The sequence below is a fragment of the Ovoidimarina sediminis genome, from assembly GCF_032586175.1.
In the GTDB taxonomy this organism is placed as follows: Bacteria; Pseudomonadota; Alphaproteobacteria; order Rhodobacterales; family Rhodobacteraceae; genus Ovoidimarina; species Ovoidimarina sediminis.
The window spans coordinates 1-26,101 of sequence record NZ_JAWHTE010000040.1 but is presented as its reverse complement, the minus strand read 5'-3'; the positions used below and the strand labels follow the sequence as shown (position 1 = coordinate 26,101).

Here is a 26,101-nt window from a genome sequence, read left to right as displayed (position 1 = left end):
ATACTCACCCGAAGAGTGTTGGAACTACTTCAGGGCTGCCGGATATGTCTCAGGTTAAAGGCCGGATGCTTTAGCGGACGATTTCATAGAGCGTATATGTTTCCCGATGGGCGACTTCCCGGAGGTTGTTTTCAATGGGTCGCAGCGCATCGAGCACGAAGGCCCGCGCCATGTTGCTCGTCGGGCAGACGGGGACGAGAAGATGGGTCGCCGTCTCCGCCCCGTCGAGCGTTCCGTAGTTCCAGGGCGCTCCTCCCCGAACCGGGGCGGACGGCCCGTAAAGCCAGACGACCGACAGGATATCGGCAACAAGAACCTGCGCCTCTGCAGGCATATCGGCCCCCTGTCGCGCGAAGGCGGCCTGAAGGCCGCTTTGCGCCGTGCAATCGGGAAAACGCCGGCCCGCGAATTCGGCATCGAGCGGGCGGCGGATGCGCGGATCGTCCGCCGGATAAGGCTCTTCCGGCCCGTTCAGATCCCGCGAGGTCTGTACGAGAAAGGCCTGGTTCGCAGGCTGATAAATATCGGCCAGTGCCGCGACGCCCGGCACAACCGGAACGAAGAGATCCGCACGTGTCGCGACATGCTGGAGCGGCGTCACCGAGTGAACGAAGGCGACGGGCAGCGCGAGGATACCCGCCCCGATCGCGCCCGCGCCTGCGACACGCAAAGAGCGATCCCTGTCCCAGAGAGCGGCGAATATGGCCGCAACGGGGATCAGCCAGAACGGCACGTTTCCGAAATTCTGCCAGGTGAGGAAGGTAAAGGCCGGGAACAGGATCAAAAGCCCCAATCCCTCGATCCGGCGCCCCGACCGGCGCAGCGCAAGGGCGGCGCCGACAGTCACCACAGTCTGACCGAGGGTCAGCGGTGAGGCGAGGATATCGTTGATCGCCTTCCCGGGTGCTTGTCGCAGCGGCGCCTCGCTGACGGCGCGGAGATCGCCAAGATAGGCGAGCATGGTCGCAGGGCCAAGGAGCACGACGAACACGAGAAGGGTGGCCGTGCCGGTGGCGAGTGCCCAGAAAAGCATGGCGCGTTCGCCCCTCAGGACCAGGACGAGCGCCAGTGCGGGCGCCAGGGCCACGAGATAGGTGATCTTCACCATTGCAACCGCGCCGAGGCCGATCCCGAGAATCGCGCCATCCAGCGCAGGGCGCGGCCTGCCCCGGTCGGGCAGCATCGCCAGAACCACGGCGACGAAGGCCACCGCCCATCCCCAGCGGTTGTAGAACATCGAAACCGACAGATCGCCGCCGCCGAGGCCCTGACCCAGCGACACGACGACAAGCACCGTCAGAGCGGCGAACACCCCGCCCGTCACAGGCGGCAACCGGCTTGCCGACGCACGCAGGATCGCCGGGATCAGGACGAGCGCCATGAGGGCCTGCCCGAGCGCAAAGGCATGGCCCATGGCGAAACCCGCTTTCAGAAACGCGACAACCGGCGCGAATCCCAGCCAGCCAAGGGGCGTCATGAAGTCGATATGGGGCCGCTCCCCGGCCGCCATACGCATCACGATATCCATCATGTGCAGAACGTCACCGGCGTGATTGTTGGTATAGATCCCGCCCTTAAGAAAGATCAGGCCGGTCGCGCCCAGCACGAGACCCGTAAGAATCAAGCCAAGTTTTGTGGGGTTTGGCCCGCTCATCCCTCTCTCTTTCCCTTTTTTGGCCACAATAGCGGGTCAATGTGCCGTCGAGAACGCCGTTTGTCGGACCCCGGACGCATAATCCCCGGGGTATGTCCGGCGCGGCACGATGCGTGTGAAAAAGGACCCGGGCGCACCATGAATATGCAGACCTCGAATGTCGTTGCTCCGCCGGCACCGCGTGGCATGGCGGAGATGCAGCTTCCCATCGTGATGATGCGGGACATCCTGTTGAAAACGATGTTCCGGATGAACCTCGACATGGTGACGGAGCTGGCCAAGTCGATCTGTCTGCCGGTGTCGGTCACCCAGGAACTCGTGGACCTGGCCCGTGAACAGAAGCTGGTCGAGGCGACGGGTACCCTGCACGCGAACTCCGGCGGCGAAATGGGGTATCAGCTGACCGAGGCCGGGAAAAGCCGCGCCCTCGATGCGCTTGCGCAGTCGGAATACTACGGCGCGATGCCCGTGCCGCTCGACGTCTACCGCGAGCAGGTGAAACGGCAATCGATCCGGAACATCCAGATCACCCGCGATCAGCTGACCGCGGCCATGGGCCACCTGATCCTCCCCGACGAGTTGATGGATCACCTCGGCCCCGCAGTGAGCGCAGGCCGCTCGATCCTGATGTATGGCCCTCCGGGCAACGGAAAGTCGTCGATCTCGAACGGGATCCGCGACGCGCTGGGCGACAAGATCTATGTGCCGCGCGCGATCGAATATGCAGGCCAGGTGATCACGGTCTATGACCCGATCGTGCATTCGGCCGCCGAAGAACAGGTGGACGACCCGAATTCGCTGCGCCGCACGTCGGGGCGGTACGACACGCGCTATGTTCTGTGCGAACGTCCCACGGTGATCACCGGCGGTGAACTGTCGCTGTCGATGCTCGATCTCGTCTACAACCCCACGGCGCGCACCTACCAGGCGCCCCTGCAGCTGAAATCGACCGGCGGGATCTTCATCGTCGACGACCTTGGTCGCCAGGAAGAGCCGCCCCAGGCGCTCGTGAACCGCTGGATTGTTCCGCTGGAAGAAGGCAAGGATATCCTCGCCCTGCAATCGGGTGAGAAATTCGAGGTGCCCTTCGACACGCTGGTGATCTTCTCCACCAACTTCCACCCCAACGAGATCTTCGACAAGGCGGCGCTGCGCCGGATCTTCTTCAAGATCAAGATCGACGGGCCGAACCAGCAGGATTATCTGAAGATCTTCGCCATGGTCGCGAAGAAGCGGAAGATGCCGCTGGACGAGGAGACGCTCGTTCACCTGATGAAGAACAAGTATCCCGAGATCGACAGCATCTATGCGAACTATCAGCCGATCTTCCTGATCGACCAGATGATCTCGATCTGCGAGTTCGAAGGGATCCCCTATCAGATGAGCCCGGACCTGATCGACCGCGCCTGGGCGAACATGTTCGTCAAGGACGAGGCGATCGTGCGCTGACACGGGCGGGCGGGAGCGAGGGGCCAGCCCCTCGCGCTCCCCGGAGTATTTTTGCCAAAATGAAAGGCGGGCCCGGTTCGGGTGCCGCCCTTTCCCGTCGGGGAGCGTGAAATCGAGCCGGGCGGCGGGCGGGGTTCTGCGACCTCGGGTGTTGACGGGGAGAACATTAGATGAACATCTGGACGCCATCGCCCCATGATTGCCGCATCCGCGGAAGGGGATAGGTTACCCCTGATGTCCGAAGCCCTGTTTCACGACTGGTTTGCCGCCCGCGGGTGGTCGATGCACCCCCATCAGCGCGAGATGCTGGCGCGGGCGGGGGAGCCGTCGCTTCTTCTGATCGCGCCGACAGGTGGCGGGAAGACGATGGCGGGCTTCCTGCCGAGCCTCGTCGACTTGGCCGCAGGGGAGCATCAGGGGATGCACACCCTATACGTCTCGCCCCTGAAGGCACTGGCGGCAGATATCCGTCGCAATCTGGGAACGCCGATCGCGGAAATGGGCCTTCCGATCCGCGTGGAGGATCGCACGGGCGACACGAGTGCGACGCAGAAAAAGCGGCAGCGGGCCGATCCGCCGCATATCCTGCTGACGACGCCTGAAAGCCTGGCGCTGCTTCTGAGTTACGAGGACGCGCCCCGCATGTTCCGGGGGCTGAAGCGCGTCGTCGTCGACGAGATCCACGCGCTTAGCGAATCGAAGCGGGGCGATCAGCTTATGCTGGGGCTCGCCCGGCTCGAGGGCATATGCCCGGGGCTTCGGCGTGTCGGCCTGTCGGCCACGGTGGAAGATCCGGCGGCCATCGCGCATTTCCTCGCACGCCATCCCGATCCTTGCGCCATCGTGACCGCCGATCCGGGGCCGCAACCCGATATCCGGATGCTCGAAACGGAAGAGATGCCGCCCTGGTCCGGCGGCGGTGGGAAATATGCGATCCCGAAGGTTCTGGACGCCGTGAAGGCGCACAAGACAACGCTTATCTTTCACAACACCCGGGCACAGGCCGAAATCTTCTTTCACGAGCTCTGGCTTCAGAACGACGAAAGCCTGCCGATCGGCATCCACCACGGAAGCCTCGCGCGCGAGCAACGCGCAAAGGTCGAAGCCGCGATGGTGGCGGGCGCGCTGCGCGCGATCGTCTGTACCGGCACACTCGATCTCGGGATCGACTGGGGCGATGTCGACCTGATCATCCAGGTCGGCGCACCGAAGAACGTGAAGCGCCTGGTGCAGCGGATCGGGCGTGCCAACCATCGCTACAATGCGCCGTCGAAGGCGCTTCTGGTGCCGGCGAACCGGTTCGAGGTGGTGGAATGCGTGGCTGCGCTCGAAGCCGTGAAGGCCCACGACCTTGACGGTGACCCAAGGGGCCCGGGCCCGCGTGACGTGCTTTGTCAGCAGATGCTCATCGCCGCCTGCGCGGGGCCGTTCGACGCGGATGTGCTTTACGCCGAGGTGCGGCAGGCCGGGCCCTATGCGGATCTGTCCCGGGAGGCATTCGACGCCTGCCTCGATTTCGTGGCAACGGGGGGATATGCACTTCGCGCCTATGACCGGTGGCAGCGGCTGAAGCAGGGCGCAGACGGGCGCTGGGCCTTGCGCGACCCGCGCGCGGCGACGCGGATTCGCATGAACCTGGGTACGATTCAGGACACCGACACGCTGAAGGTGCGGCTGAAGAACCGGATGGGCGGGCGGCCCCTGGGCGAGATCGAGGAAGGGTTTGCCGCGAGCCTGACACCCGGCGATACCTTTCTGATCGGCGGTCAGGTGGTGCGCTACGAGGGCCTCAACCAGATGACGGTGGAAGTGACGCGGCGTGCCGACAAGCCGCCCAAGATCGCGACGTTCATGGGCACGAAATTCGCCACTTCGACACAGCTTAGCCAGCGCATTCTCAGGATGTTCCAGCAAGAGGACTGGCCGGAACTCCCCGATCACACCCGCGGATGGCTGAAGCTTCAGCGCGAACGCTCGAAACTCCCGGAAGCCGACCGGATCCTGGTCGAGACTTTCCCCCATGACGGGCGTCAGCAGATGTGCGTCTATGGCTTCGCGGGCCGAAACGCGATGCAGACGCTGGGCCTTCTTCTTACCAGCCGGATGGAGGAGGAAGGACTGGCGCCCATGGGCTTCGTCTCCACCGATTATGCCGTACTGATCTGGGGGCTCGACCGGGTGGCCGACCCCGCGCCCCTGTTCGAGCCCAAGGCCCTGCGCGCAGGTTTCGACCGCTGGCTGACCGGCAATGCCGTGATGAAGCGTACCTTCAAGGCCTCAGCCACTATCGCGGGGCTTCTCGAACGGAATACCGGGGGCACGCGGAAATCCGGGCGTCAGGCCACGTTCTCGTCCGACATCCTTTATGAGACGCTGGTGAAATACGATCCCGATCACCTGATGCTGCAGATCACACGCGAAGAGGCGCTGCGGGGCCTCGTCGACTTCGGGCGGATCGAGGAGATGCTGGCGCGCACGGCGGGGCGGATCGATCACGTGGCGCTTGATCGGGTCACACCGCTTTCTGCGCCGCTCTTTCTTGAGCCGGGCCGCGTGCCCGTGCAGGGCGAGGCGACCGAACGGCTTCTGCAGGAAGAAGTCGGTCGTCTTTTGGACGCTGCCGGCATCGGCGGGGCCGATCCGCCGAGGCGGCAGTGGCGCGTGCCCTATTGAGGGTTGCGCCCGGGCGCAAAGCACGGCACGAACGAAGCATGAACAGGCAAGATCCCTGCCATATCGAGATTCGCGGGGCGGTTCTGACCCCCCTGCCCTCCGGAGCGCTTTACTGGGCGAAGGAGCGTCTTCTCGTCGTCTCCGATCTGCATCTCGGGAAGTCGGATCGTATCGCCCGGAGGGCAGGCACGCTTCTGCCCCCGTATGAGACGCGTGATACGCTGTTCCGGATCGAAACGGATCTGCAGCGGTCGGGCGCACGGATGATCATCTGCCTCGGTGACAGTTTCGACGATCGCGCGGCGGCCGAAAGCCTCGACGAGGAGGAACGGCTTTGGATCGCGCGGCTTCAGGCCGGGCGGCGCTGGATCTGGATCGAGGGCAATCACGATCCCGGCCCCGTCTCCCTCGCCGGGTCGCATCTGGCCGAGCTTGCCCTCGGCCCGCTTGTCTTCCGCCACATCGCGACGGCCACGGGCGACGGAGAAGTCTCGGGCCATTATCACCCGAAGGCTGAGATCAGCGCACGGGGCCGCTTGGTCAGCCGGCGCTGTTTCCTCTGGGATGAGCGGCGCGTGATCCTGCCCGCCTACGGGACATATACCGGTGGCCTGCGCTGGACCGATCCGGCCTTGCAACGGCTGTTCCAGCCCGGAGCCCAGGCAGCCCTTCTCGGAGACCCGGTGCGCCGCGTGCCGATGCCCCTGATGGCGGCGGAATAGACAAGTGGATCTGACGCCAGAGATTCGCATGAAGGTCGAGGCAAGTTTTGCCGCGCAGGGGCTGATGCGCACGCTTGGGGCGGAACTCACCGACCTGGGCCAGGGGTTCTGCACAGTCAGGGTACCGATCCGGCCGGAGACCGGGCAGCAGCACGGTTTCGCCCATGCCGGTCTCACATTCTCTGTCGGAGATAGTGCGGCGGGCTATTCCGCGCTGAGCGTGATGCCCGCCGACGTCGAGGTCCTGACCTCTGAAATGAAGATTCACCTGATCCGGCCCGCGGCGGGAACGTGGCTTCGCGCCGAGGGCAAGGTGATCAAGCCGGGCCGGCGGCTTTGCGTCGTATCGGCCGATGTCTATGCCGAAGGGGATGGCGCAGACCGCCATGTCGCCACGCTCCTCGGCACGATGGTGCCCACGGCCCTCTAGCCGTCCTTGGGCCCCGGCGCCTCGAAGCCGGCCTCCTTGTGGGAGCCATCGCAGAACGGCTTGTTCTTCGACTGGCCACAACGGCACAGAAAGGCCCGCGTGCCACGATGCAGGCGGTGCCCGGTGCCGGAGGTGATTTCCAGCGGTCCGCGCGCCTCTACCGGCCCGTTCTCGCAGGGAATGATCTGAAGCGTCGCGCACGGATCTTCGCCGGGTGCATCCTTGCCCGAGGGAGCGGGTTCCCCCGTCGCCTGAAACCCGGCCTCGACATGGGAGTAATCGCAGAACGGCATGTTTTTCGATTTCCCGCAGCGGCAGAGCGTTGCGCGCACCATCGGCTCCCCATCCACCACGAGTGAACCGTGCAGCGCATTGGGGCCGTTCTCCAGAACGGCGGCGCGGTTGATTCCCGGCGCCGTTTCCTCCGCCGGATTGTCGAGGCGACGATAGGTCAGCGCGCCCGAGGGGCACGTACGGATCATCGCGGCGATCTCTTCGGGCGGCGCGGCATCGGGATCGACCCAGGGGCGGCGGTCGGGATCAAAGACATGCGGGAGCTTCAGAAAGCAATTCCGCGCATGGATGCAGCGCGCCATGTCAAAGCTGACTTCGATGTCTTCACCGGCGTAGCTCTTGGGCTTTCCCATGACACGCTCCTCTCCAGATCAGGGACGTCGTGAAAAGGATAGCGCGGATCGCGCTCAGGTCACGCGGTCAGGCCCTCTGGCTCAGGAAGCCCGTTCGCCCGGCAGCAGGCGGTCAGCGTGTTGGCCAGAAGGCAGGCGATCGTCATCGGACCCACGCCCCCCGGCACCGGCGTGATCGCTCCCGCAACGGCAGCGCAGCTTTCGAAATGACAATCCCCGACGAGGCGGGTCTTGCCCTCGCCCTTCTCGGGTGCGTCGATCCGGTTGATGCCGACGTCGATCACTGTCGCGCCTGGTTTGATCCAGTCGCCCGGCACCATTTCGGGCCGGCCCACGGCAGCGACGACGATATCGGCACGGCGGACCACGCCGGGCAGATCCTTTGTCCGCGAATGCGCGATGGTCACGGTGCAACTGTCGCCGAGCAATAGCTGGGCCATCGGTTTGCCGACGATGTTCGAGCGTCCGATCACCACCGCATCCAGCCCCGAGAGGGACCCGTGATGGTCACGCAGCATCATCAGGCAGCCAAGCGGTGTGCAGGGCACCATGGATTTCTGCCCCGTACCCAGAAGCCCCACATTCGAGATGTGGAAGCCGTCCACGTCCTTCGCCGGATCGATCGCGTTGATGACAAGGTCTTCGTCCAGATGACCTGGCAGCGGAAGCTGCACGAGGATCCCGTGAATCGTCGGATCGGCGTTCAGATCGGCGATGAGTGCCAGAAGATCGGCCTCCGAAGTGTCGGCGTCGAGCTTGTGCTCCACTGATTTCATGCCGACTTCGACGGTCTGCTTGCCTTTGGAACGCACGTAGACCTGGCTTGCCGGGTCTTCGCCCACCAGCACCACCGCAAGGCCGGGTGTGATCCCGTGCTCGGCCTTCAACCGCGCGACATGGCCCGCCACCTGTTCCCGGATCCCGGCCGCGAAGGCCTTTCCGTCGATGATCTCCGCACCCAAGGCTTCACCCCTTCATCTTGGCAAAAATACTCCCGCCGGAGGCGCGCGGCCCGTGCGGGGCTCGATGCCCCGCGCGGGCCGCACCCCCGTCGTCAGAACAGACCTTCCACGTCGCCGTCGGCATTCAGCTTGATCGCCTCAGCCGAGGGCACGCGCGGCAGACCGGGCATCGTCATGATCTCTCCGCAGATCGCAACGACGAAGCCTGCGCCAGCCGATAGTCGCACCTCCCGCACCGGCACGTCGAAGCCGGTGGGGGCACCGCGCTGGCCGGGATCGGTGGAGAAGGAATACTGCGTCTTCGCCATGCAGACCGGCAGTTTGCCATAGCCCTGATCTTCCCAGGCTTTCAGCTGGTCGCGGATCTTCTGATCCATGCCCACCGCGTCGGCGCGGTAGATCTTCTTCGCGATCGTCTCGATCTTTTCCGCGAGCGGCATGTCGTCTGGATAGATCGGCGCGAATTCCGACACGCCGCTATCGGCCACTTCGGCAACGCGGGTCGCAAGCTCGGTGATCCCCGCGCCGCCATCGGCCCAGTGCTTGCAAAGGAAGGCCTCGGCCCCCTGCCCCGCGACGAATTCCTTGACCGCCGCCACTTCTGCATCGGTGTCGGTGATGAAATGGTTGATCGCAACGACGACCGGCACGCCGAAGGATTTCACGTTCTCGATGTGCCGCCCGAGGTTCGCGCAGCCCTTCTTAACGGCGTCCACGTTTTCCGATCCGAGATCGGCCTTCGCCACGCCCCCGTTCATCTTCATCGCACGCACGGTCGCGACAAGCACCACGCAATCGGGTGCGAGGCCCGCCTTGCGGCACTTGATGTTCATGAACTTCTCGGCCCCAAGATCGGCGCCGAAGCCCGCTTCCGTCACCACGTAATCGGCAAGTTTCAGCGCGGTCTTCGTCGCGATCACCGAGTTGCAGCCATGGGCAATGTTCGCAAACGGCCCGCCATGTACGAAGGCGGGGTTGTTCTCGAGCGTCTGCACGAGGTTCGGCTGCATCGCGTCCTTCAGAAGCACCGTCATCGCGCCGTCAGCCTTGATGTCGCGCGCATAAACGGGCGAACGGTCGCGGCGATAGGCCACGATCATGTCGCCCAGGCGCTTCTGCAGATCGGCTAGGTCGGTGGCGAGGCAGAGGATCGCCATCACTTCGGAGGCTACGGTGATGTCAAAGCCCGCCTGCCGTGGAAAGCCGTTCGCGACGCCACCCAGCGACGTCACGATGTCGCGCAGCGCGCGGTCGTTCATATCGAGAACTCGGCGCCAGACAACGCGGCGCAGGTCGATGTCCTGCTCGTTCCCCCAATAGATGTGGTTGTCGATCATCGCCGACAGAAGGTTGTGGGCCGAGGTGATCGCATGGAAATCGCCGGTGAAGTGAAGGTTCATCTCCTCCATCGGCACGACCTGGGCATATCCGCCACCGGCGGCCCCGCCCTTCATACCGAAGTTCGGGCCAAGCGAGGCTTCGCGGATACAGATCATGGCCTTCTTGCCGATCTTGTTCAGGCCGTCGCCAAGCCCCACCGTGGTCGTCGTCTTGCCCTCGCCGGCAGGGGTGGGGTTGATCGCTGTCACGAGGATCAGCTTGCCGTTCGGGCGGTCTTTCACACTGTCGATGAACGACTGCGAGATCTTCGCCTTGTCATGGCCATAGGGCAGGAGCGCATCGGTCCCGATCCCCAGCTTTTCGCCGATCTCCTGGATCGGGCGTTTCTGCGCTTCACGCGCAATTTCGATGTCGGATTTGACGGCCATGTTCCTCATTCCCTCGCTGGCGGCGTACCTCCGCATACACGGGCGAGGGGATAGGATGAGGTCTTTTTTCGACCTCTCGCGTTCTGGATGCGTCCGCGAAGGCTCCGGCGCATGACGCGCCGGAGACGCGGCAATCAGGCGGTGGGTTCCGGCTCCAGCCCGCCATCGCCGCCTGTGGGCTTGGAACGGGGCTTGGTTTTCGGAATTGCCGTCACCGAAGGGGCGCTGCCCTGCGTTGGTTCGTCGTCCTCGTCATCGCCACGGTCGAGCGGCTCGCCCTTGATGACGCGCTTGATCTCGTCGCCGGTCAGCGTCTCGTATTCGAGAAGCCCCTGCGCAAGGCGCTCGAACTCATCCTCTTTCTCTTCGAGGATCGACTTCGCGGTCTGGTAGGCCTCATCGATAAAGCGCTTCACCTCGTCCTCGATCATCTCCTTCGTATGCGCGGAGACCGAGAAACCGGGCGTCTGGCCGGAATACCCTTCATGCGCCTCGGCATAGTCGATATTCCCGACTTTGTCGGACATGCCCCAGCGCAGGACCATGGCCCGCGCGAGGCTCGAGGCCTGCTGAATGTCACCGGCGGGACCGTTCGAGACGTTTTCTTCCCCGAATTTCATGATCTCGGCCGCCTTGCCGGCCATGGTCATGGCAAGCTTCTGCTCGCACTCAGACTTGTGCCAGTTCAGCCGGTCGATCTCGGGCAGCGAGACGACCATGCCGAGCGCACCGCCGCGCGGAATGATCGTTGCCTTATAGACCGGGTCGCATTTCGGAAGCGAAAGACCCACGATCGCGTGGCCGGCCTCGTGATAGGCCGTCTTTTCCTTCTGTTCGGCGGTCAGAACCATGGAACGCCGCTCTGCGCCCATCATGACCTTATCCTTGGCGTTCTCGAAATCCTCCATCACTACGAAGCGGCGGCCAACGCGGGCGGCCATCAGCGCCGCCTCGTTCACGAGGTTCGCAAGATCCGCACCGGAAAAGCCCGGCGTGCCGCGTGCGATGATGCGCAGGTCGACATCGGGGCCAAGGGGCGTCTTGCGGGCATGAACGCCGAGGATCTTTTCGCGCCCCTTGATATCGGGGTTCGGCACCGTGACCTGACGGTCGAAGCGGCCCGGCCGCAGAAGTGCCGGATCGAGCACGTCCTTGCGGTTCGTGGCGGCGATGATGATGACGCCTTCGTTCGCCTCGAAACCATCCATCTCGACCAGAAGCTGGTTCAACGTCTGCTCGCGTTCGTCATTGCCGCCGCCATAGCCTGCGCCACGGTGCCGGCCAACGGCATCGATTTCGTCGATGAAGACGATGCAGGGGGCGTTCTTCTTCGCCTGCTCGAACATGTCGCGCACACGGCTGGCGCCGACGCCCACGAACATCTCGACGAAATCCGAACCGGAGATCGTGAAGAAGGGCACACCCGCCTCGCCCGCAATCGCGCGGGCAAGAAGCGTCTTACCCGTACCCGGCGGGCCGACAAGCAGCGCGCCTTTCGGAATCTTGCCGCCAAGCCGCGAAAATTTTTGGGGATTGCGCAGGAACTCGACAATTTCCTCAAGCTCTTCCTTGGCCTCGTCGATACCCGCGACATCGTCAAACGTCACGCGCCCGTGCTTCTCGGTCAGAAGCTTCGCACGGCTTTTGCCGAAGCCCATGGCGCCACCGCGTCCGCCGCCCTGCATCCGGTTCATGAAATAGATCCAGACACCGATCAGGATGATGAAGGGCAGGAAGCTCATCAGCACGGTGGTGAAGCCCGACTGTTCCTGCGGGCGCGCGTTTACCGTCGCACCGTTCTCGATCAGCCGGTCGGTCACATCGACGCCATCGGGCAGGATGGTCACGAAATCCGTGCCGGTTTCATCGCGGAAAACGACCCGCTCGCCATCGATGGTCGCTGTCGACACCTCGCCATTATCGACAGCTTCCACGAAATCCGAGAAGCTGACGGTGCGGGTCGACATGTTCGGCTGCCCGCCCGAGAAGAGGTTGAAGAGCGCCAGGATCAGAAGAAAGAGAACGACCCAGAAGGCGATGTTGCGTGCGTTGCCCAAGAAAACTCTCCCAAGTATGCGGCGTCCGGCCTCGCGCGGCAGGCGCCCGGGACTTCTAGGGTAAGATAGCTACCGTTTGAATATGTTCAATGTGGGACGAGACCTGCGATCACGTCTTCTTTTTCGCCGCATGTGGCCGTCCAGCCTTCCGTCAAGCCAGCGACCGGAGCCGCGATCAGCGTGTCACCCTCGTAGATCGCCGGCGACGCGCGGAGCGACTCGCGCGGTACGCCCGTATTTCTCCAATCTGGGCAATGAGTTAGATCATCTCCCAATGCACGGACGACAAGGCCGGGTAAATGTGGCCCGTCGAGGTGCCAGCGACCGTCCCAGGGCGCATCGGTCACCGTCTCAAGCCTCGCGACCGCGGCGAATTCACGCGTGATGCGAAAGGTCATGTCGCTGACCATCACGTGACAGCCGTGAAGCGTGAGGTTCCGGCCTTCGGATTCGCCGGAAAGGGCCGCAAGAACGCGCCCCAGTGCCGCGCCGCGGGGCGGATATTCCTCGGACGCGACCCATTGCAAAGAACGCCCCACGATCCGCCGCTTGATCTCGAGCGGCTGTCGCGACAGCGCAGTACGGTCGAACAGGATATCGCCGGCCGCGAGGCGCAGGTTTTCCGCCATCCAGCGCACCGCGATCTCGTTCAGCGCATCGGACGCGTCACGAAGATGCGCCGCCGTTTCCGCCAGCACGTCCACCGTCAGCCCGATCGGAGCAAGCCCCGGCAGGGCGGCGCGAATCCGGGCCCTGTCAAAGGCCGTATCCTCGTTCGATGGGTCTTCGACCCAGCGCACGCCGCGCTCGACCAGAATCTCCCGCAGTTCCGCGCGTCCCCGGTCGAGAAGCGGGCGCATAAACGCCATTCCGTCGCGCTCGAACCGGGGGGCCATGGCCGCGAGACCATCGACACCCGAGCTTCGGGCAACGCGCATCAGAAAGGTTTCGGCGACATCATCGCGGGTGTGTCCAAGCGCGATTGCATCGACGCCGCGTTTCCGCCCCCAGTCGGCCAGCAAGCGGTAGCGCGTTCGCCGCGCCTGATCCTGCAGGTTTCCCTTTCCGTCCCAGCCGCTCCATTCGAGCACATCGTGGGGAATGCCAAGCCCTTCGCAGATCCGGGCCACGTGTAAGGCCTCGCTCGCCGCTTCGGGCCTTAGCCCGTGATTGACGGTGACGGCGAAAAGATCGACCCCGCCCGCCTCTTGAAGGATGTGAAGGAGCGCGAGGCTGTCGGCTCCGCCGGACACCGCCACACCAAGGCGCGGCACCACCGTATCGGGAGAGATCAGCCCCGCCACGTCATCCGGGCGCCTACGAGCAACCGATATCGGCGCGCGCCACCTGCGCCTCGGTCGAGGCCGCGGAACCGGGGAAGCGCGACGTCACCTCGCCCAGCATGACGCAGGCCTCGTTTACCTGACCCAGCGCATCGAGCGAAAGGCCGAGTTCGAGAAGCGACAGGGGCGCAGCCGCACCGGAGGGATTGCCCGAAAAGCTTTCCAGATAAGCGCGCGCCGCACCCGAGGTATTGCCCATGGCCGCAAGCGACCGGCCGCGCCAGTAATGCGCCTCTGCCGCCAGCGCGCCGCCCGGATAGGTTTCGGTGAAGGTCGCGAACTGGATTACGGCATTCTCGTACGCGCCCGACTCGAAGGCCTCGCGCGCCCTGTCGAAATCCGCCTGCTCACCCATGGCAAGCTGTGCTCCGGCGCTAGGGGGCGTAGGATCGGCGACGGGCAGGTTGGCGTCCTCGCCGCCAAGCGTCGTCGTTTCACCAAGCTGGCTGATGTCGCCGCCCTCAAGCTCGACCAGCCGGAACTCGAGATCGCCGATCCGGTTGGTTCCGTCCTGTACGATCCGGTTCAAGCGGTTCGTCAGCACTTCAGTCGCCGCCGTCAGCCGCTGAAGCTCGCTTTCCATCGCGTTGATCCGGTCGAGCGCCGAAGTGCCCTGCAGGTTCAGGTTTCCGGGGCTTCCAGTGGTCGAAAGTTCGCGCTTCAGCCCCTGGATCTCGACGTAAAGCACCGAAAGTTCCTGCCGGATATCCGCAAGCGTCTGGTCGCGATCCTGCGCAAGCGCCGCCCCGCCCAGGACGAGCGTAAGCGCGAAGGAAAGAGCGACGCGGCGCATCGCCGTCAGCTTCCCAGGCCAGCGGCACCGAGAACCGTCACCGCGCGGCGGTTCTGGGCGTAGCAGGCCTCTTCGGAACAGATTTCAAGCGGGCGTTCCTTACCGTAGGTGACAGTCCGCAGCCGGTTCGCCGCCACGCCCTGCGCGACGAGGAAGTCGCGGACAGAGGCCGCGCGGCGGGCGCCGAGGGCAAGGTTGTATTCACGCGTGCCGCGCTCGTCGGCATGGCCTTCGATGATCGCGGTATAGTCGCCGTTCGCCATCAGGAACTGGGCCTGCCCGCGGAGCGTCTCTTCCGCCTGGGGTGTCAGCGTCGAGGTATCTACGACGAAGAGCACGCGGTCGCCGACCTGGCTCTGGAAATACGCGACCGAGGTCGGATCGCCGAGCCCCGTCTGATCAATCCCGCCCGCGCCACTGCCGAACCCGCCCGCTCCGAAACGGTCGGCCGAGGTCGAACAGGCCGCGAGTGCGCCGGCCGCGATAAGAAGCAATGCCTTCGAAGTGAGTGTCATGGGGTGTTTCCTGTCTTTAGACTGCTCGGTCTTTGTTTGTTGGTTTTACTGATATCACTCGCCGGGCTGTTAGGGAATATCACGCGGTCACGGCAGAAGCGGCGACCAGGCCGGATCGGACGCGGAGCCATCGAGCGGCACACGCCTGAGGTTCCGGCCCGAGATATCCACCGAAAAAAGCGCCGGGGCGCCCTGGGCACCCGAGGTTTCGCGGGTGAACATGATCACCCGGCCGTTGGGCGACCACGTGGGGCCCTCGTCGAGGAAGGATGCCGTCAGAAGGCGTTCTTCCGATCCATCGGTGCGCATCACGCCGATATGAAAGCGGCCCTCGTTCTGCTTCGTGAATGCAATCAGATCGCCCCGAGGCGACCAGACAGGCGTGCCGTAGCGACCGGGCCCGAAGCTGATCCGCTGCGGGTTCGACCCGTCCGAACCCATCACGTAAAGCTGCTGGGTGCCCGAACGGTCGCTTTCAAACACGATGCGGCGCCCATCGGGCGAAAAGCTCGGGGCTGTCTCGATCGATGGGGCGGAGGTCAGGCGGCGCAGCTGACTGGTCCCCAGGACAAGGGAATAAATGTCGGTGTTCCCGTTTTCGGCCAGCGAGAACACCACCGTCTGCCCGTCAGGCGCATAGCGCGGCGCGAAGGTCATGGTTTCCGCCGGAACGTTCAGTGGCCTCCGCTGGCCGGTATTGACGTTCAGTTCGTAGATCTGCGGAAATCCTGTTTCATAGCTTGTGTACAGAACCCGGTCGCCCTGCGGCGAAAAGCGGGGGGCAAGAACGATGGAGGCCGCGTCAGTCAGAAAACGCACGTTCTGGCCGTCGTAATCCATCACCGCAATGCGCTTTTCGCGGGCATCCTTGGGGCCCGTTTCCTGCACATAGACGACGCGGCTGTCGAAATAGCCGCCCTCGCCGGTGATTCGGCTGTAGACCTGATCGGATACCTTGTGCGCGATCCGCCGCCAGTCGCCCGGCGCACCGGCGAATTGCAGGCCATCGCCCAGAGGCGCGCCGGAGAAGACATCGAACAGGCGGAATTTCACCGCAACCCGGTTGTCGGCGGTCAAGGAAACCGACCCGGTGACAAGGCCTTGTGCGTTGATCGCCTTCCAGTCCGCATACTGGATCGGCGCGTCGAAATTCGTGACCTGGCTGATGAAGGCCGATTGCGGGATTTCCCGGAAGAGCCCGGTGCCTGCGAGGTTCTGGCCGATGAGCGCCGAGATATCCCGCGCGTAAGGGGCCGCCGCCGGGCTTTCGGCAAGGAAGGGCGAGATGGCGATCGGCAGCGGCTCGATCACCCCTTCGGTGATCTCGATCCGGAGCGGGCCGTTCTGTGCGTGCAGAGGGGCCGCGAGCGCGACGAGGGCCACGAGGAGTATGCGGAAGATGGTCATCTCAGCCTCATTCCTTCGGGGTTGAAGGTCATTTCGATCTGTTGCCACTGGGCGTATTTTTCAACCGGCAGGGGGAAGCCGCCCCGTTGACAGCGCAGAATGGCGCGTCGGGCCTTTTCGAAGGCCGTGCGCTGTGCGTTCGCGTCGCCGCCGGTGGCGGAAACCTGGCGCACCTGGTTGCCCACGACCGTGCCATCGCGATTCATGTCGATGGCGACAGTCACGGTCACATCCGCCGAACGGCCGCCCACATCCACGTCCCAGCATTGCGAGACAGCGACGCGCAGCGCCTCTTTCTCGCCGAAGCTGAGCGGGGGGCCGGCCGGCGCGGCGGGTGTGTCCGCCGGGCGCTCTGCCACCGCCGCCGCAACGGCATCGGCCACTGCGTCAGCAACGGAATCACGGGCGGGGGCCTCGGGTGCGGTTTCGGCGACACGCGGGGGCTCGGGGCGTGTGCGGGGCCGGGGCGCAGAAGACGGCGCGAGCGTCGGCGTTTCGGCCTCGGTCACGATCTCGGTCGTCGCCTCTTCTGGTGCCGCGGCTTCCTCGACGGGCGCAGGCGGCTCTGGCGACGGCGTGGAAGTCGTCTGTTCGACAACCTGCGGGGCGGTTTCAATCTCGGGCGAGGGCGGCGCAACCTCGGGGGCGACCCTGGGCGCAGGTGCGGGCGTCGCCTCGACCGGCGCGTCCGGCCGATCATCGGGCACCGGCGGCGCCTCGACGGGTGGAAGCGTGTCGGACACCTCTGCATCCGGGATCCGCTCGGGCGTCGGCAGGGGCTCTGCCGGTGCGTCGGCCACCGGCTCCTCGGGCCGCGCCGCTTCGGGAGTGACCTCGGGAGGCGCCGGCAGGGCGGCCACTTCTGGCGCCTCATCGGGCGTGGGCGCTTCAGGCGTCACAGCCTCCTGTGTCAGCTGCGGGGCGGCGTCGGGGCGCGTCAGGGCCGCGAACTCCTCTGCCGAAATGACCGAGACATCCGCCACTGTCATCTCCGGCAGGCGCGAACGGTCAAAGACCCAGCCCTGAAGCAAGGCCAGAATGAGGGCCAGATGCGCGACCCCCGAGATATAGGCCCCGGTGGACATGTCTGTGTCAGCCGTCCCGCCCGTCGAGACGCGGGCCCCCGGTATCCGTCACCAGCCCGATCGACTGGAAACCGCCTGCATTGAGCGCCCCCATCACCTGCATAACCCGCTCGTAGGGGATGGCCCCGTCGGCCCGGAGGAAGATCTTGTCGTCGCTGCGTTCCGAGGCGATGGCCCGAAGCCGCGGGATCAGGTCACCCTCGGGCACATCCGTTGTCTGGATCTGGATCGCGCCTTCCGCGGTCATCGTGACCGTCAGCGGCTCCTCCTGCTCGGACGGCAGGGCTTCGGCGGCGGTTTTCGGAAGCTCGACGGGCACGCCCACCGTCAGAAGCGGCGCGGCCACCATGAAAATAATCAGGAGCACCAGCATCACGTCCACGAAAGGCGTAACGTTGATCTCCGCCATAGGCCGCGCACGGCCGCGCTTCCGCCGCCGCCCGCCGCTGCCCTCTTTCGCGATGACGCCCGCGCCCATCAGCTGCGGTCCAGCTGGCGCGAAAGGATCGTGGCGAATTCGTCGGCAAAGGCCTCGTAGCCGGCGACGATGCGGTCACTGTCGGCCGAAAGCTTGTTGTAGAAGATCACCGCCGGGATCGCCGCGAGAAGCCCGAGACCCGTGGCCAGAAGTGCCTCGGCGATCCCCGGCGCAACAACCGCGAGGTTCGTATTCTGCGCCTTCGCGATCTCGACGAAGGCATGCATGATCCCCCAGACCGTGCCGAACAGCCCGATGAACGGTGCAGTCGAACCAACAGTGGCAAGAAGCGGCAGGCCCTTCTGAAGATCCTCCGCCTCCTTGGCGATGGCGACATCCATCGACCTGTCGATCCGGCTTTGCGCCCCAGCGATAAGCCGGCCATCGTCGTGGTGGCTTCGCTCCCACTCCGTCATGCCCGAGACGAAGACACGTTCCGTTGGACTTCGCGGCGTATCCCCGATCTTGCGGTAAAGATCGTCAAGCGGTTCGCCCGACCAGAAGGCCATATCGAACATTTGCGCCTCGCGGCGGGCGCGACGGTAATCGATGAGTTTCTGGATGATCACGGCCCACGCCCAGAACGAGGCGATGAGGAGGACGATCATCACGAGTTTCACGGTGAAGGTCGCGCGCATGAACAGCGACCACATGGAGAAATCAATCTCCTGCGCAAGCGCGAGCGTTTCGGTTTCCATAAGCCTGCTCTGACTGTACCGGTGCCACTTTTCGCGGCATTGATTGAAAGCGATCATAGCGGAAGAAAAGAGCGAACGCCAACACGAACGCTTGATCGGCAAACTATGACGCGGCGTTTTCCATAAGCTGGCGAACATTCGCCGGAAGCCGCGTCGGCCGGCCCGTACCGGTGAGTGCGACGAGCGTGACCTCGGCAGTGAAGAGCACCGCATCGCCGCGCAGAACCCTCTGATCGAGGATGATCCGTGCGCCGGTATGGGAGACGAAACACGTTTCCACCGTCAATTCGTCGTCGAACAGCGCTGGCGCCAGATAGTCCGCCACCACCCGGCGCACAGCGAAGACGACATCGTCCTCGGCCTTGAGGCGGGTCTGATCGATGCCGAGCCCGCGCACCCATTCGGTGCGCGCCCGTTCGATGAACTTCAGGTAGTTGGCATAATAGACGATCCCGGCAAGATCGGTGTCTTCGTAATAGACGCGGACGGGGAAAGCATGGCTCATTGCGCGCGCTCCGTCCGGGCCGACAGCCTGAGCGCGTGCGCGGGATCGGCGGCGGCGGCGGGCATCGTCGGGTCATAGGCCGCGCGGATCACGTCGGCGATATCCGGTCGAAGAAGTGCGGGGCCATCCGTCCCCACCTGCGCCAGAGGCGATCGGTCTCGGAACGCGAGGTCGGACCAGAGGAGAATCGACTGCACGACCTGGCTGAGCGCGAGGGTTTCGGCGGAGACCGCCATCAGTTCCTCGTCCATCCTCAGAAACACGAAACAGGCCCGGATCGCCCCTGCCTCGTCGAACCGGAAGAAGCGATACTGGTTGGCCCCCGCCGCCTCGAGACGGGGGATCAGATCAGCGAGATCGGGAACAAGCCTGTCCATGTGCGGAACCTCGCCCAGTTCGGACCACTCGCGAAATAAGAACACCATGAGGTTCGCGCCAAGCTCGGGGTCGGTTTCGGCCATTCTGTGCCCGGCAAGCGCCACCACCGCCTCGATCGCCCCCTTCACGACGGCGAGCGTCGCGTCTTCGACCCCGAACACCACGGGCACGATTGGCCGCCCCCAGCGCGCGAAAGCATAGAATCCGTCGGAACGGGTGAAGAGGGCCTCTGTATCTTCGGGCGTCATGACTTCCGGCCTACCTGAGCGGGGCCTGCCCCACAAGGCGCGCCGTCCTCCGCCTCACAGCATCGCCGGGACCACGAGATCCGGCGGCCTGTGGCCATCCTCGAATGTCTTGATATTGATGATGACTTTCTCGCCCATCTCGATCCTGCCTTCGATGGTGGCAGAGCCCATGTGCGGAAGAAGGACGACGTTCGGAAGCTCCCGAAGCCGCGGGTTGATCTCGTGCCCGTGTTCGAACACATCGAGCCCCGCGCCCCCGATCTCGCCAGCCCGCAGCATCCGGGTCAGGGCGTTCTCGTCGATCACTTCGCCGCGCGAGGTGTTCACGATCACCGCGTCGGGTTTCATCAGCTTCAGACGCCGCGCGTTCAACAGATGGAAGGTCGAGGGCGTATGCGGACAGTTCACGCTGATCACATCCACCCGCTGCACCATCTGGTCGAGACTTTCCCAGTAGGTCGCACCCAGGTCTTCCTCGATCTCGGGGCGAAGCCGCCGGCGGTTGTGATAATGCACCTGCATCCCGAAGGCGGCCGCGCGCCGCGCCACCGCCTGCCCGATCCGGCCCATGCCGAGGATGCCAAGCCGCCGGCCGCCGACACGGCCGCCCATGTAGGCCGTGGGGGCCCAGCCATCCCATTCACCCTTCTGCATCACCTGAAGACCCTCGGGGATTCTCCGGATCACAGACAGGATCAGCGCCATGGTCATGTCCGCGGTGTCTTCGGTCACGACACCCGGCGTGTTCGACACAAGAACACCGCGCTGCCGGGCCGACTGCACATCGATATGATCGACCCCGGCCCCGTAGTTCGCGATCAGCTTCAGCCGGTCGCCCGCCTGCGCCAGAAGAGCCGCATCGATCTGGTCGGTCACACAGGGTACGAGCACATCGGCGCCCTTCAGCGCCAGCGCCAGATCCTCGCGCGACATCTTCGTGTCACCGGTGCGCAAGGTAACGTCGAAGAGCTCCTTCATCCGGGTCTCGACCGGCTCGGGCAACCGTCGCGTGACGACAACACTAAGGCCCTTGCCTGCCATTTAGATCCTCCTTGGGTCTTCCGTTCGTCCGGCGTCGCAGGCAAACTGACAAGGAACGGGGCGCGGCACAAGCCATGACAAACGACGCTCCGGCGAACGGGTATTCGATGAACGGGCGGCGCCAAACGATTGTGGGCCTTCTCGCGCTGTGCTGCGCCCTTGGCGGTATGGCGGCGCCTCTCTGTGCCGACGAATCCCGCGGATCTGTCACCAACCTTCCGATCCCGCGTTTCGTGTCTCTGAAAGCGCCCGAGGGCAATGTGCGCCGCGGGCCATCCCTCTCCCACCGGATCGACTGGGTATTCAAGCGCCGCGCCATGCCGCTCATGGTCACTGACGAATACGGGCATTGGCGGCGGGTGCAGGATGCCGAGGGCGCGGGGGGATGGATGCATTATTCACTTCTGTCCGGCGCCCGCACGGTCATCGTGACGGAAGATCTCGTTCCGCTTCTGATCAAGCCCGAGCAGGGATCAACGGTGAATGCCTATGCCGAGGCCGGCGTCGTGGCGCGGCTTGGCGCCTGTTCGGAAAGCTGGTGCCGGATCAGCGCCGACGGCCATCGCGGCTGGGTCGAGAAATCGAACCTCTGGGGCGTTAAGCCCGACGAAATCCGCGACTGAGGGACGCGCCGACCGTCACAGTCCGGTGAACCGGGGCTTTCAACTCCATGGCCCCGACCTTAGGTTTGCCGAAACGCAATCGACGGAACTGGCCCGATGAAGATCAACGCCGATTTTAGCGAACGTGTCCGCCTCGACACCGAAGAAATGGCCTGGACGCCCTCACCCATGGCCGGGGTCGACCGCCGCCCGCTGGACCGGATCGGCGGCGAGGTCGCACGCGCCACCTCGATCGTGCGCTATGCCAAAGGCAGTGCGTTTTCCGCCCATACCCATGGCGGGGGCGAGGAGTTCATAGTGCTTGACGGTGTCTTCCAGGACGAGCACGGGGACTATCCCAAGGGCACGTACGTGCGGAACCCGCCGGGCACGTCGCACACGCCCGGCTCTGCGCCCGGCTGTACGATCTTAGTGAAGCTCTGGCAGTTCGATCAGGACGATCAGGTGCCTGTGCGCACGGCGATGGACGAGGCGCCGGCCGAGGAAGACCCGGCACGCCCCGGCGTGACCGTGACTCCGCTTTTCGAGAACGCGGAGGAAAGCGTGGCGATGGAGCGCCTTGCACCGGGTGCTGCGGCAGCCTGGGCCGTGGACGGCGGGGCGGAGCTTCTGATTCTGTCGGGCAATGGCAGCGAGGGCGGAGCGAGGATCGAACGCGGCACCTGGCTCAGGTTTCCGGACGGAGATGCGCTTTCCCTGATCGCGGGGCCCGACGGGCTGACCTACTGGATCAAGACGGGGCATCTGCGGCACATACGGGTTCCCGGAGGCGCGGCGGACGGCTAGGACCGCCACCCCTGCATCGAGGCCCGCGGCTTGGAATTCGCCCGGCTCCCGCACATACTGATTTCGTCCGAGGGAGCCGACGATGCACGATCACCCCCACCCCGACAACGAACTCGACGAGATGTCCGCCCGCGTTCGGGCACTCGAGACGATCCTTGTCGAAAAGGGCCTGATCGACCCGGCCGCCGTCGACGTCATCATCGACACCTACGAAAACAGGGTTGGGCCGCGGAACGGCGCCGCCGTCGTGGCGCGGGGCTGGAGCGATCCGTGCTTCGCAACCTGGCTTGCCGAGGATGCCAGTGCCGCCATCGCCTCGATGGGGTTCGAAGGCCGGCAGGGCGAGCACATGGTTGCCGTCTTCAACACGCCGGAAACCCACAACCTCGTCGTCTGCACGCTTTGTTCCTGCTATCCTTGGCCCGTGCTCGGCCTTCCGCCGGCCTGGTACAAGGCGCCCGCCTACCGTTCCCGTGCCGTGCGCGAGCCCCGGGCGGTGCTGTCGGAATTTGGCGTTACCCTGCCCGAAGACACGCGCATCGACGTCTGGGATTCGACAGCCGAAATCCGTTACCTCGTGATCCCCGAACGCCCGCCCGGCACCGGGGGACTGGACGAAGAAGCACTCGCCGCGCTCGTCACCCGCGACAGCATGATCGGCTGCGGTCAGCCGCACCGTCCGGACGCCGAATGAACGGCCCGCAGGATCTGGGCGGAAAGCATGGCTTCGGCCCCGTCGTGCCTGAGGACGAAACCCTTCGCTTTCACGCTGATTGGGAAAAGCGCGTCCTCGGCGTTACGCTTGCGGCCGGCGCGCTTGGTCACTGGAACATGGATGCCTCGCGGCATGCGCGCGAAAGCCTTCCGCCAGCGGTTTACTACAATGCAAGCTATTACGAGATTTGGCTGCGCGCGCTTGAACACCTGCTCGAGGACGCCGGGGAGATCACGGCCGAGGAACTGGCGGCAGGTCGCGCCCTTGCACCTGGGCGGCGAACCGACCGCTGCCTGAAGGCGAAGGCCGTCCCGGCCGTGCTGGCCTCCGGCAGCCCATACGACCGCCCCGGGCCCGATCCACGCTTCGTCGTGGGCGACAGGGTGCGCACCCGGAACCACCAGCCAAAGGGCCACACCCGCCTGCCGGCCTATGCCCGCGGCTGCGAGGGCGTCGTGACCGCCTGCCACGGCGCGCATGTGTTCCCCGACAGCAACGCGCAATTCGCGGGTGAGGCGCCCGCCCCTCTTTACACCGTCCGTTTCGCCGCGACCGAACTCTACGGCGCTGGCGCAGACCCGACGCTTACAGTCAGCATCGAGGCCTGGGAGCCCTATCTTGACCGCGCCTGAAGCACCTTTCGACGAGCCCTGGCAGGCACAGCTTTTCGCCATGACCGTTGCGCTGAACGAAACGGGCGCCTTCACCTGGTCGGACTGGGCTGCAGCCTTCGGCCCCCGGGTCCAGGATGCGAGCGCGGACGCCTACTGGAACATCTGGTCCGAAACGCTTGTCGCGCTGCTCGATACCGCTGGGATCTCAGGCACGAATGAGATCAGGGCGCTTACCGAGCGCTGGCAGGCCGCCGCCCGCAACACGCCGCACGGGCAGCCGATCCTTCTTTCGGCAGCGGAGTTGCCGTAAGTCGCCGACGGCGGGATGGCGAAGCCACCCTCCGCAAGACAACCGAGGTCTTCGCGCGCCTTTAGTTCTTGCCGATTTTCACCGGGTTCCTCGGGTTCGACGTCGCCGTTCCAGGCTTCCCGATGTGAACGTTCTCATGAAACTTGTGAAATCCGCCGTGCGACGCGTCGCTGATCGACGTTTGTCCGCTTCCAACGTCTGAAACGGTTTTACCAGGCGTCTCGACGAAATGGGAATGTTCTGCCGCGGCAGCCGACGCAAACGCAAGCGCCGAACAAACAACAATAATTCCCGTGATATCCCGTACTTTCATTTTGTCCCCCATTGAGTTCCGCAGATGCATTTTGCTCTGTCTGAACAGAAGAATACTCGCTGCGCCTCCGGGAACCTGTCAAATCAATTTGGGTAAGGCGCGAACTGGGACATGCCACTGGCAAAGCCGCACCCAACCATTCGCACGGAACCTGCTTTGGCCGGGGTTCGGTTCACGAAGCGGTGATGCCGCTTGCCGTGCCTGCGACAGCCTGACACACCGGGTTTCAATTAGACAGATCAGGGAGACGATCATGCGCATCTTTGCCGCCACGCTGCTGGCGTCCACCATTTTGGCCTCCGGCGCCACGGCGAACGAGTTCCGCTGGGCGGGCACAACGGATCCGCAGACGATGGATCCCCATGCGGTAAACTCCGCCCCGGTTCTGGGCTTTCTGAACAACGTCTACGAGGGCCTCGTGCGCCGCGGCAAGGACATGACCGTGGAACCCGCGCTTGCCACGTCATGGGAGCCGATCGGCGAAGGGGAAGGCTGGCGCTTCACGCTCGGTCAGGGCGTGACCTTTCATGATGGCAGCGCCTTTAACGCCGAAGACGTGATCTTCTCCTACGAGCGGGCCTCTTCCGAGGCCTCCGACACGCGCTCATGGTTCGCCCCGGTCAGCGAGGTGATCGCGGTCGACGATTACACCGTCGACATCATGACATCCGCCCCGAACCCGATCTTCCCGGATTCGATCGCGAACTGGATGATGATGGATTCGGGCTGGGCGGCCGCGAACGGGGCCGAAAGGCCCGATAAGGAAAACGGCAACTACGCCACGCTGAACGCCAACGGCACCGGCGCTTTCCGCCTCGTCGACCGGCAGCCGGGCCTGCAGACGGTTGTCGAACCCTTCGGCGGCTGGTGGGGCACGCCCGAGCACAACATCACCCGCGCCACCTTCACCCCGATCCAGAACCCCGCAACCGCAGTGGCAGCGCTTCTGTCGGGCGATGTCGATTTCATCAACCCGATGCCGATCCAGGACGCCCAGCGCCTTTCCAGTCAGGACGGCGTGAACGTGATCCAGGGCATCGAGGCCCGCGTCATCATGCTTGGCTTCGCCCATGACCACGACACCATCAAATATGGCGCAAGTGCGGGAGAGCCGAACCCGTTCAGGGATGCGCGGGTGCGCGCCGCCGTGGCCCATGCCATCAACGTGCCCGCGATCCTGCAGACGATCATGCGCGGCAATGCCGAACCGGCCAGCCAGCTCGTCTCTGCCGCCATGCGGGGCTATTCCGCGGGCAATGCCGAACGGCCGGCCTACGATCCCGATGCGGCCCGCGCGCTTCTGGCCGAGGCGGGCCATGCCGACGGGTTCGGCTTCGGGCTCAAATGCCCCAACAACCGCTACCTGAACGACGAAGCCGTCTGCCAGGCCGTCGTCTCGATGCTGGCCCAGGTCGGGATCGAGGCGCAGCTCGACGCCATGCCGGTGCAGAACTACTGGCCCGAGCTTCGCGCCGATAATTTCGACATGTACCTTCTTGGCTGGTCGCCGGGCACCTTCGATGCCGAACACCCCATGCGCTTCCTCGCCGCGACACCGAACGAAGAGAAGCGTCTCGGAAGCTGGAATTTCGGCGGCTACTCAAACGCGCGGGTCGACGAGCTTCTGCCCATGATCCAGTCTGAAATCGACGACGGAAAACGCCAGGCGATGCTCGACGAATATGCCGCTATCCTCCAGGAGGAGCACGCGTATGTGCCGCTCTACATCCAGCCGCTTCTCTGGGGCGTTCAGTCGAATGTCTCTCTGACGCAGCGGCCGGACGATTTCTTCATCCTCCGCTGGGTGACGATCAACTAAAGCATCCGGCCTTTAACCTGAGACATATCCGGCAGCCCTGAAGTAGTTCCAACACTCTTCGGGTGAG

The 26,101-nt window shown here is 64.6% G+C and carries 26 protein-coding genes; 10 read left to right on the top strand and 16 right to left on the bottom strand.

Annotated elements, in window-relative coordinates; all coding sequences use genetic code 11:
- Positions 1-70: 70 nt before the first annotated feature.
- Positions 71-1,654, bottom strand: a complete 1,584-nt coding sequence (locus tag RXV90_RS24485) for a hypothetical protein (protein WP_316652809.1) — start codon at positions 1,652-1,654, stop codon at positions 71-73.
- Between the two features lie 138 nt (positions 1,655-1,792).
- Between RXV90_RS24485 and RXV90_RS24480 the strand changes: the two genes are divergently transcribed.
- The 4 genes from RXV90_RS24480 to RXV90_RS24465 all read left to right on the top strand — a co-directional run bounded on the left by RXV90_RS24480 (position 1,793) and on the right by RXV90_RS24465 (position 6,928).
- Positions 1,793-3,103, top strand: coding sequence for a P-loop NTPase family protein (locus RXV90_RS24480; RefSeq protein ID WP_316652807.1), 1,311 nt, complete (start codon positions 1,793-1,795; stop codon positions 3,101-3,103).
- A gap of 234 nt (positions 3,104-3,337) precedes the next feature.
- Positions 3,338-5,776: a ligase-associated DNA damage response DEXH box helicase gene (locus RXV90_RS24475; protein WP_316652805.1), complete on the top strand. Its 2,439-nt coding sequence runs from the start codon at positions 3,338-3,340 to the stop codon at positions 5,774-5,776.
- 38 nt (positions 5,777-5,814) lie between these two features.
- Positions 5,815-6,498 carry a ligase-associated DNA damage response endonuclease PdeM gene (pdeM, locus tag RXV90_RS24470; RefSeq protein WP_316652803.1) on the top strand — a complete coding sequence of 228 codons (684 nt, stop codon included), beginning with the start codon at positions 5,815-5,817 and terminating at the stop codon, positions 6,496-6,498.
- A gap of 10 nt (positions 6,499-6,508) precedes the next feature.
- Positions 6,509-6,928, top strand: coding sequence for a PaaI family thioesterase (locus tag RXV90_RS24465; protein ID WP_316652813.1), 420 nt, complete (start codon positions 6,509-6,511; stop codon positions 6,926-6,928).
- Here RXV90_RS24465 and RXV90_RS24460 read toward each other — a convergent pair.
- The 14 genes from RXV90_RS24460 to RXV90_RS24395 all read right to left on the bottom strand — a co-directional run bounded on the left by RXV90_RS24460 (position 6,925) and on the right by RXV90_RS24395 (position 20,854).
- A complete protein-coding gene (locus RXV90_RS24460; protein ID WP_316652801.1) occupies positions 6,925-7,575 on the bottom strand; it encodes a CDGSH iron-sulfur domain-containing protein in 651 nt (216 codons plus the stop codon). The two genes, RXV90_RS24465 and RXV90_RS24460, sit on opposite strands and share 4 nt — an antisense overlap.
- A gap of 59 nt (positions 7,576-7,634) precedes the next feature.
- Positions 7,635-8,537, bottom strand: a complete 903-nt coding sequence (gene folD, locus RXV90_RS24455; protein WP_316652799.1) for a bifunctional methylenetetrahydrofolate dehydrogenase/methenyltetrahydrofolate cyclohydrolase FolD — start codon at positions 8,535-8,537, stop codon at positions 7,635-7,637.
- A gap of 92 nt (positions 8,538-8,629) precedes the next feature.
- Positions 8,630-10,306 (bottom strand): formate--tetrahydrofolate ligase, encoded by a 1,677-nt coding sequence (locus RXV90_RS24450; RefSeq protein WP_316652797.1) that lies wholly within the window; start codon positions 10,304-10,306, stop codon positions 8,630-8,632.
- 134 nt (positions 10,307-10,440) lie between these two features.
- On the bottom strand, positions 10,441-12,363 hold the full coding sequence (gene ftsH, locus RXV90_RS24445) for an ATP-dependent zinc metalloprotease FtsH (protein WP_316652795.1): 1,923 nt from the start codon (positions 12,361-12,363) through the stop codon (positions 10,441-10,443).
- 86 nt (positions 12,364-12,449) lie between these two features.
- Positions 12,450-13,667: a tRNA lysidine(34) synthetase TilS gene (gene tilS / locus RXV90_RS24440; RefSeq protein ID WP_316652793.1), complete on the bottom strand. Its 1,218-nt coding sequence runs from the start codon at positions 13,665-13,667 to the stop codon at positions 12,450-12,452.
- 13 nt (positions 13,668-13,680) lie between these two features.
- Positions 13,681-14,499: a tol-pal system protein YbgF gene (gene ybgF / locus RXV90_RS24435; protein WP_316652791.1), complete on the bottom strand. Its 819-nt coding sequence runs from the start codon at positions 14,497-14,499 to the stop codon at positions 13,681-13,683.
- Positions 14,500-14,504: 5 nt separating this feature from the next.
- On the bottom strand, positions 14,505-15,014 hold the full coding sequence (pal, locus tag RXV90_RS24430; RefSeq protein WP_316652789.1) for a peptidoglycan-associated lipoprotein Pal: 510 nt from the start codon (positions 15,012-15,014) through the stop codon (positions 14,505-14,507).
- An 87-nt stretch (positions 15,015-15,101) separates the two neighbouring features.
- Positions 15,102-16,421: a Tol-Pal system beta propeller repeat protein TolB gene (tolB, locus tag RXV90_RS24425; protein WP_316652787.1), complete on the bottom strand. Its 1,320-nt coding sequence runs from the start codon at positions 16,419-16,421 to the stop codon at positions 15,102-15,104.
- Positions 16,418-17,506, bottom strand: coding sequence for a cell envelope biogenesis protein TolA (locus tag RXV90_RS24420; protein ID WP_316652785.1), 1,089 nt, complete (start codon positions 17,504-17,506; stop codon positions 16,418-16,420). The genes tolB and RXV90_RS24420 overlap by 4 nt, the downstream gene beginning before the upstream one ends.
- A 7-nt stretch (positions 17,507-17,513) precedes the next feature.
- Positions 17,514-17,984, bottom strand: coding sequence for a protein TolR (gene tolR / locus RXV90_RS24415; protein ID WP_316652782.1), 471 nt, complete (start codon positions 17,982-17,984; stop codon positions 17,514-17,516).
- Positions 17,984-18,682, bottom strand: coding sequence for a protein TolQ (tolQ, locus tag RXV90_RS24410; protein ID WP_316652780.1), 699 nt, complete (start codon positions 18,680-18,682; stop codon positions 17,984-17,986). The genes tolR and tolQ overlap by 1 nt, the downstream gene beginning before the upstream one ends.
- 103 nt (positions 18,683-18,785) lie before the next feature.
- A complete protein-coding gene (gene ybgC, locus RXV90_RS24405; RefSeq protein ID WP_316652778.1) occupies positions 18,786-19,187 on the bottom strand; it encodes a tol-pal system-associated acyl-CoA thioesterase in 402 nt (133 codons plus the stop codon).
- Complete coding sequence (locus RXV90_RS24400) at positions 19,184-19,813, bottom strand: hypothetical protein (RefSeq protein ID WP_316652776.1); 630 nt, start codon at positions 19,811-19,813, stop codon at positions 19,184-19,186. The genes ybgC and RXV90_RS24400 overlap by 4 nt, the downstream gene beginning before the upstream one ends.
- A 54-nt stretch (positions 19,814-19,867) precedes the next feature.
- A complete protein-coding gene (locus RXV90_RS24395) occupies positions 19,868-20,854 on the bottom strand; it encodes a 2-hydroxyacid dehydrogenase (RefSeq protein ID WP_316652774.1) in 987 nt (328 codons plus the stop codon).
- A 167-nt stretch (positions 20,855-21,021) separates the two neighbouring features.
- Here RXV90_RS24395 and RXV90_RS24390 point away from each other — a divergent pair, with 167 nt between their 5' ends.
- The 5 genes from RXV90_RS24390 to RXV90_RS24370 all read left to right on the top strand — a co-directional run bounded on the left by RXV90_RS24390 (position 21,022) and on the right by RXV90_RS24370 (position 23,902).
- Positions 21,022-21,477 carry an SH3 domain-containing protein gene (locus RXV90_RS24390; RefSeq protein ID WP_316652811.1) on the top strand — a complete coding sequence of 152 codons (456 nt, stop codon included), beginning with the start codon at positions 21,022-21,024 and terminating at the stop codon, positions 21,475-21,477.
- Between the two features lie 96 nt (positions 21,478-21,573).
- Positions 21,574-22,263 (top strand): cupin domain-containing protein, encoded by a 690-nt coding sequence (locus RXV90_RS24385; RefSeq protein WP_316652772.1) that lies wholly within the window; start codon positions 21,574-21,576, stop codon positions 22,261-22,263.
- Between the two features lie 82 nt (positions 22,264-22,345).
- Positions 22,346-22,957 (top strand): nitrile hydratase subunit alpha, encoded by a 612-nt coding sequence (gene nthA / locus RXV90_RS24380; RefSeq protein ID WP_316652770.1) that lies wholly within the window; start codon positions 22,346-22,348, stop codon positions 22,955-22,957.
- Positions 22,954-23,610 carry a nitrile hydratase subunit beta gene (nthB, locus tag RXV90_RS24375; RefSeq protein WP_316652768.1) on the top strand — a complete coding sequence of 219 codons (657 nt, stop codon included), beginning with the start codon at positions 22,954-22,956 and terminating at the stop codon, positions 23,608-23,610. The genes nthA and nthB overlap by 4 nt, the downstream gene beginning before the upstream one ends.
- The gene (locus RXV90_RS24370; RefSeq protein ID WP_316652767.1) at positions 23,597-23,902 is read left to right on the top strand and encodes a nitrile hydratase accessory protein; all 306 of its coding nucleotides are present in this window, start codon (positions 23,597-23,599) and stop codon (positions 23,900-23,902) included. Before nthB ends, RXV90_RS24370 begins: the two co-directional genes overlap by 14 nt.
- Positions 23,903-23,963: 61 nt before the next feature.
- On the opposite strand, the gene RXV90_RS24365 is transcribed toward RXV90_RS24370, so the two are convergent.
- On the bottom strand, positions 23,964-24,215 hold the full coding sequence (locus tag RXV90_RS24365) for a hypothetical protein (RefSeq protein ID WP_316652765.1): 252 nt from the start codon (positions 24,213-24,215) through the stop codon (positions 23,964-23,966).
- Positions 24,216-24,468: 253 nt separating this feature from the next.
- On the opposite strand from RXV90_RS24365, the gene RXV90_RS24360 reads away from it, so the two are divergent.
- Entirely contained in the window at positions 24,469-26,034 is a 1,566-nt protein-coding gene (locus tag RXV90_RS24360; protein ID WP_316652763.1) for an ABC transporter substrate-binding protein, read from the top strand.
- Positions 26,035-26,101 lie beyond the last annotated feature (67 nt).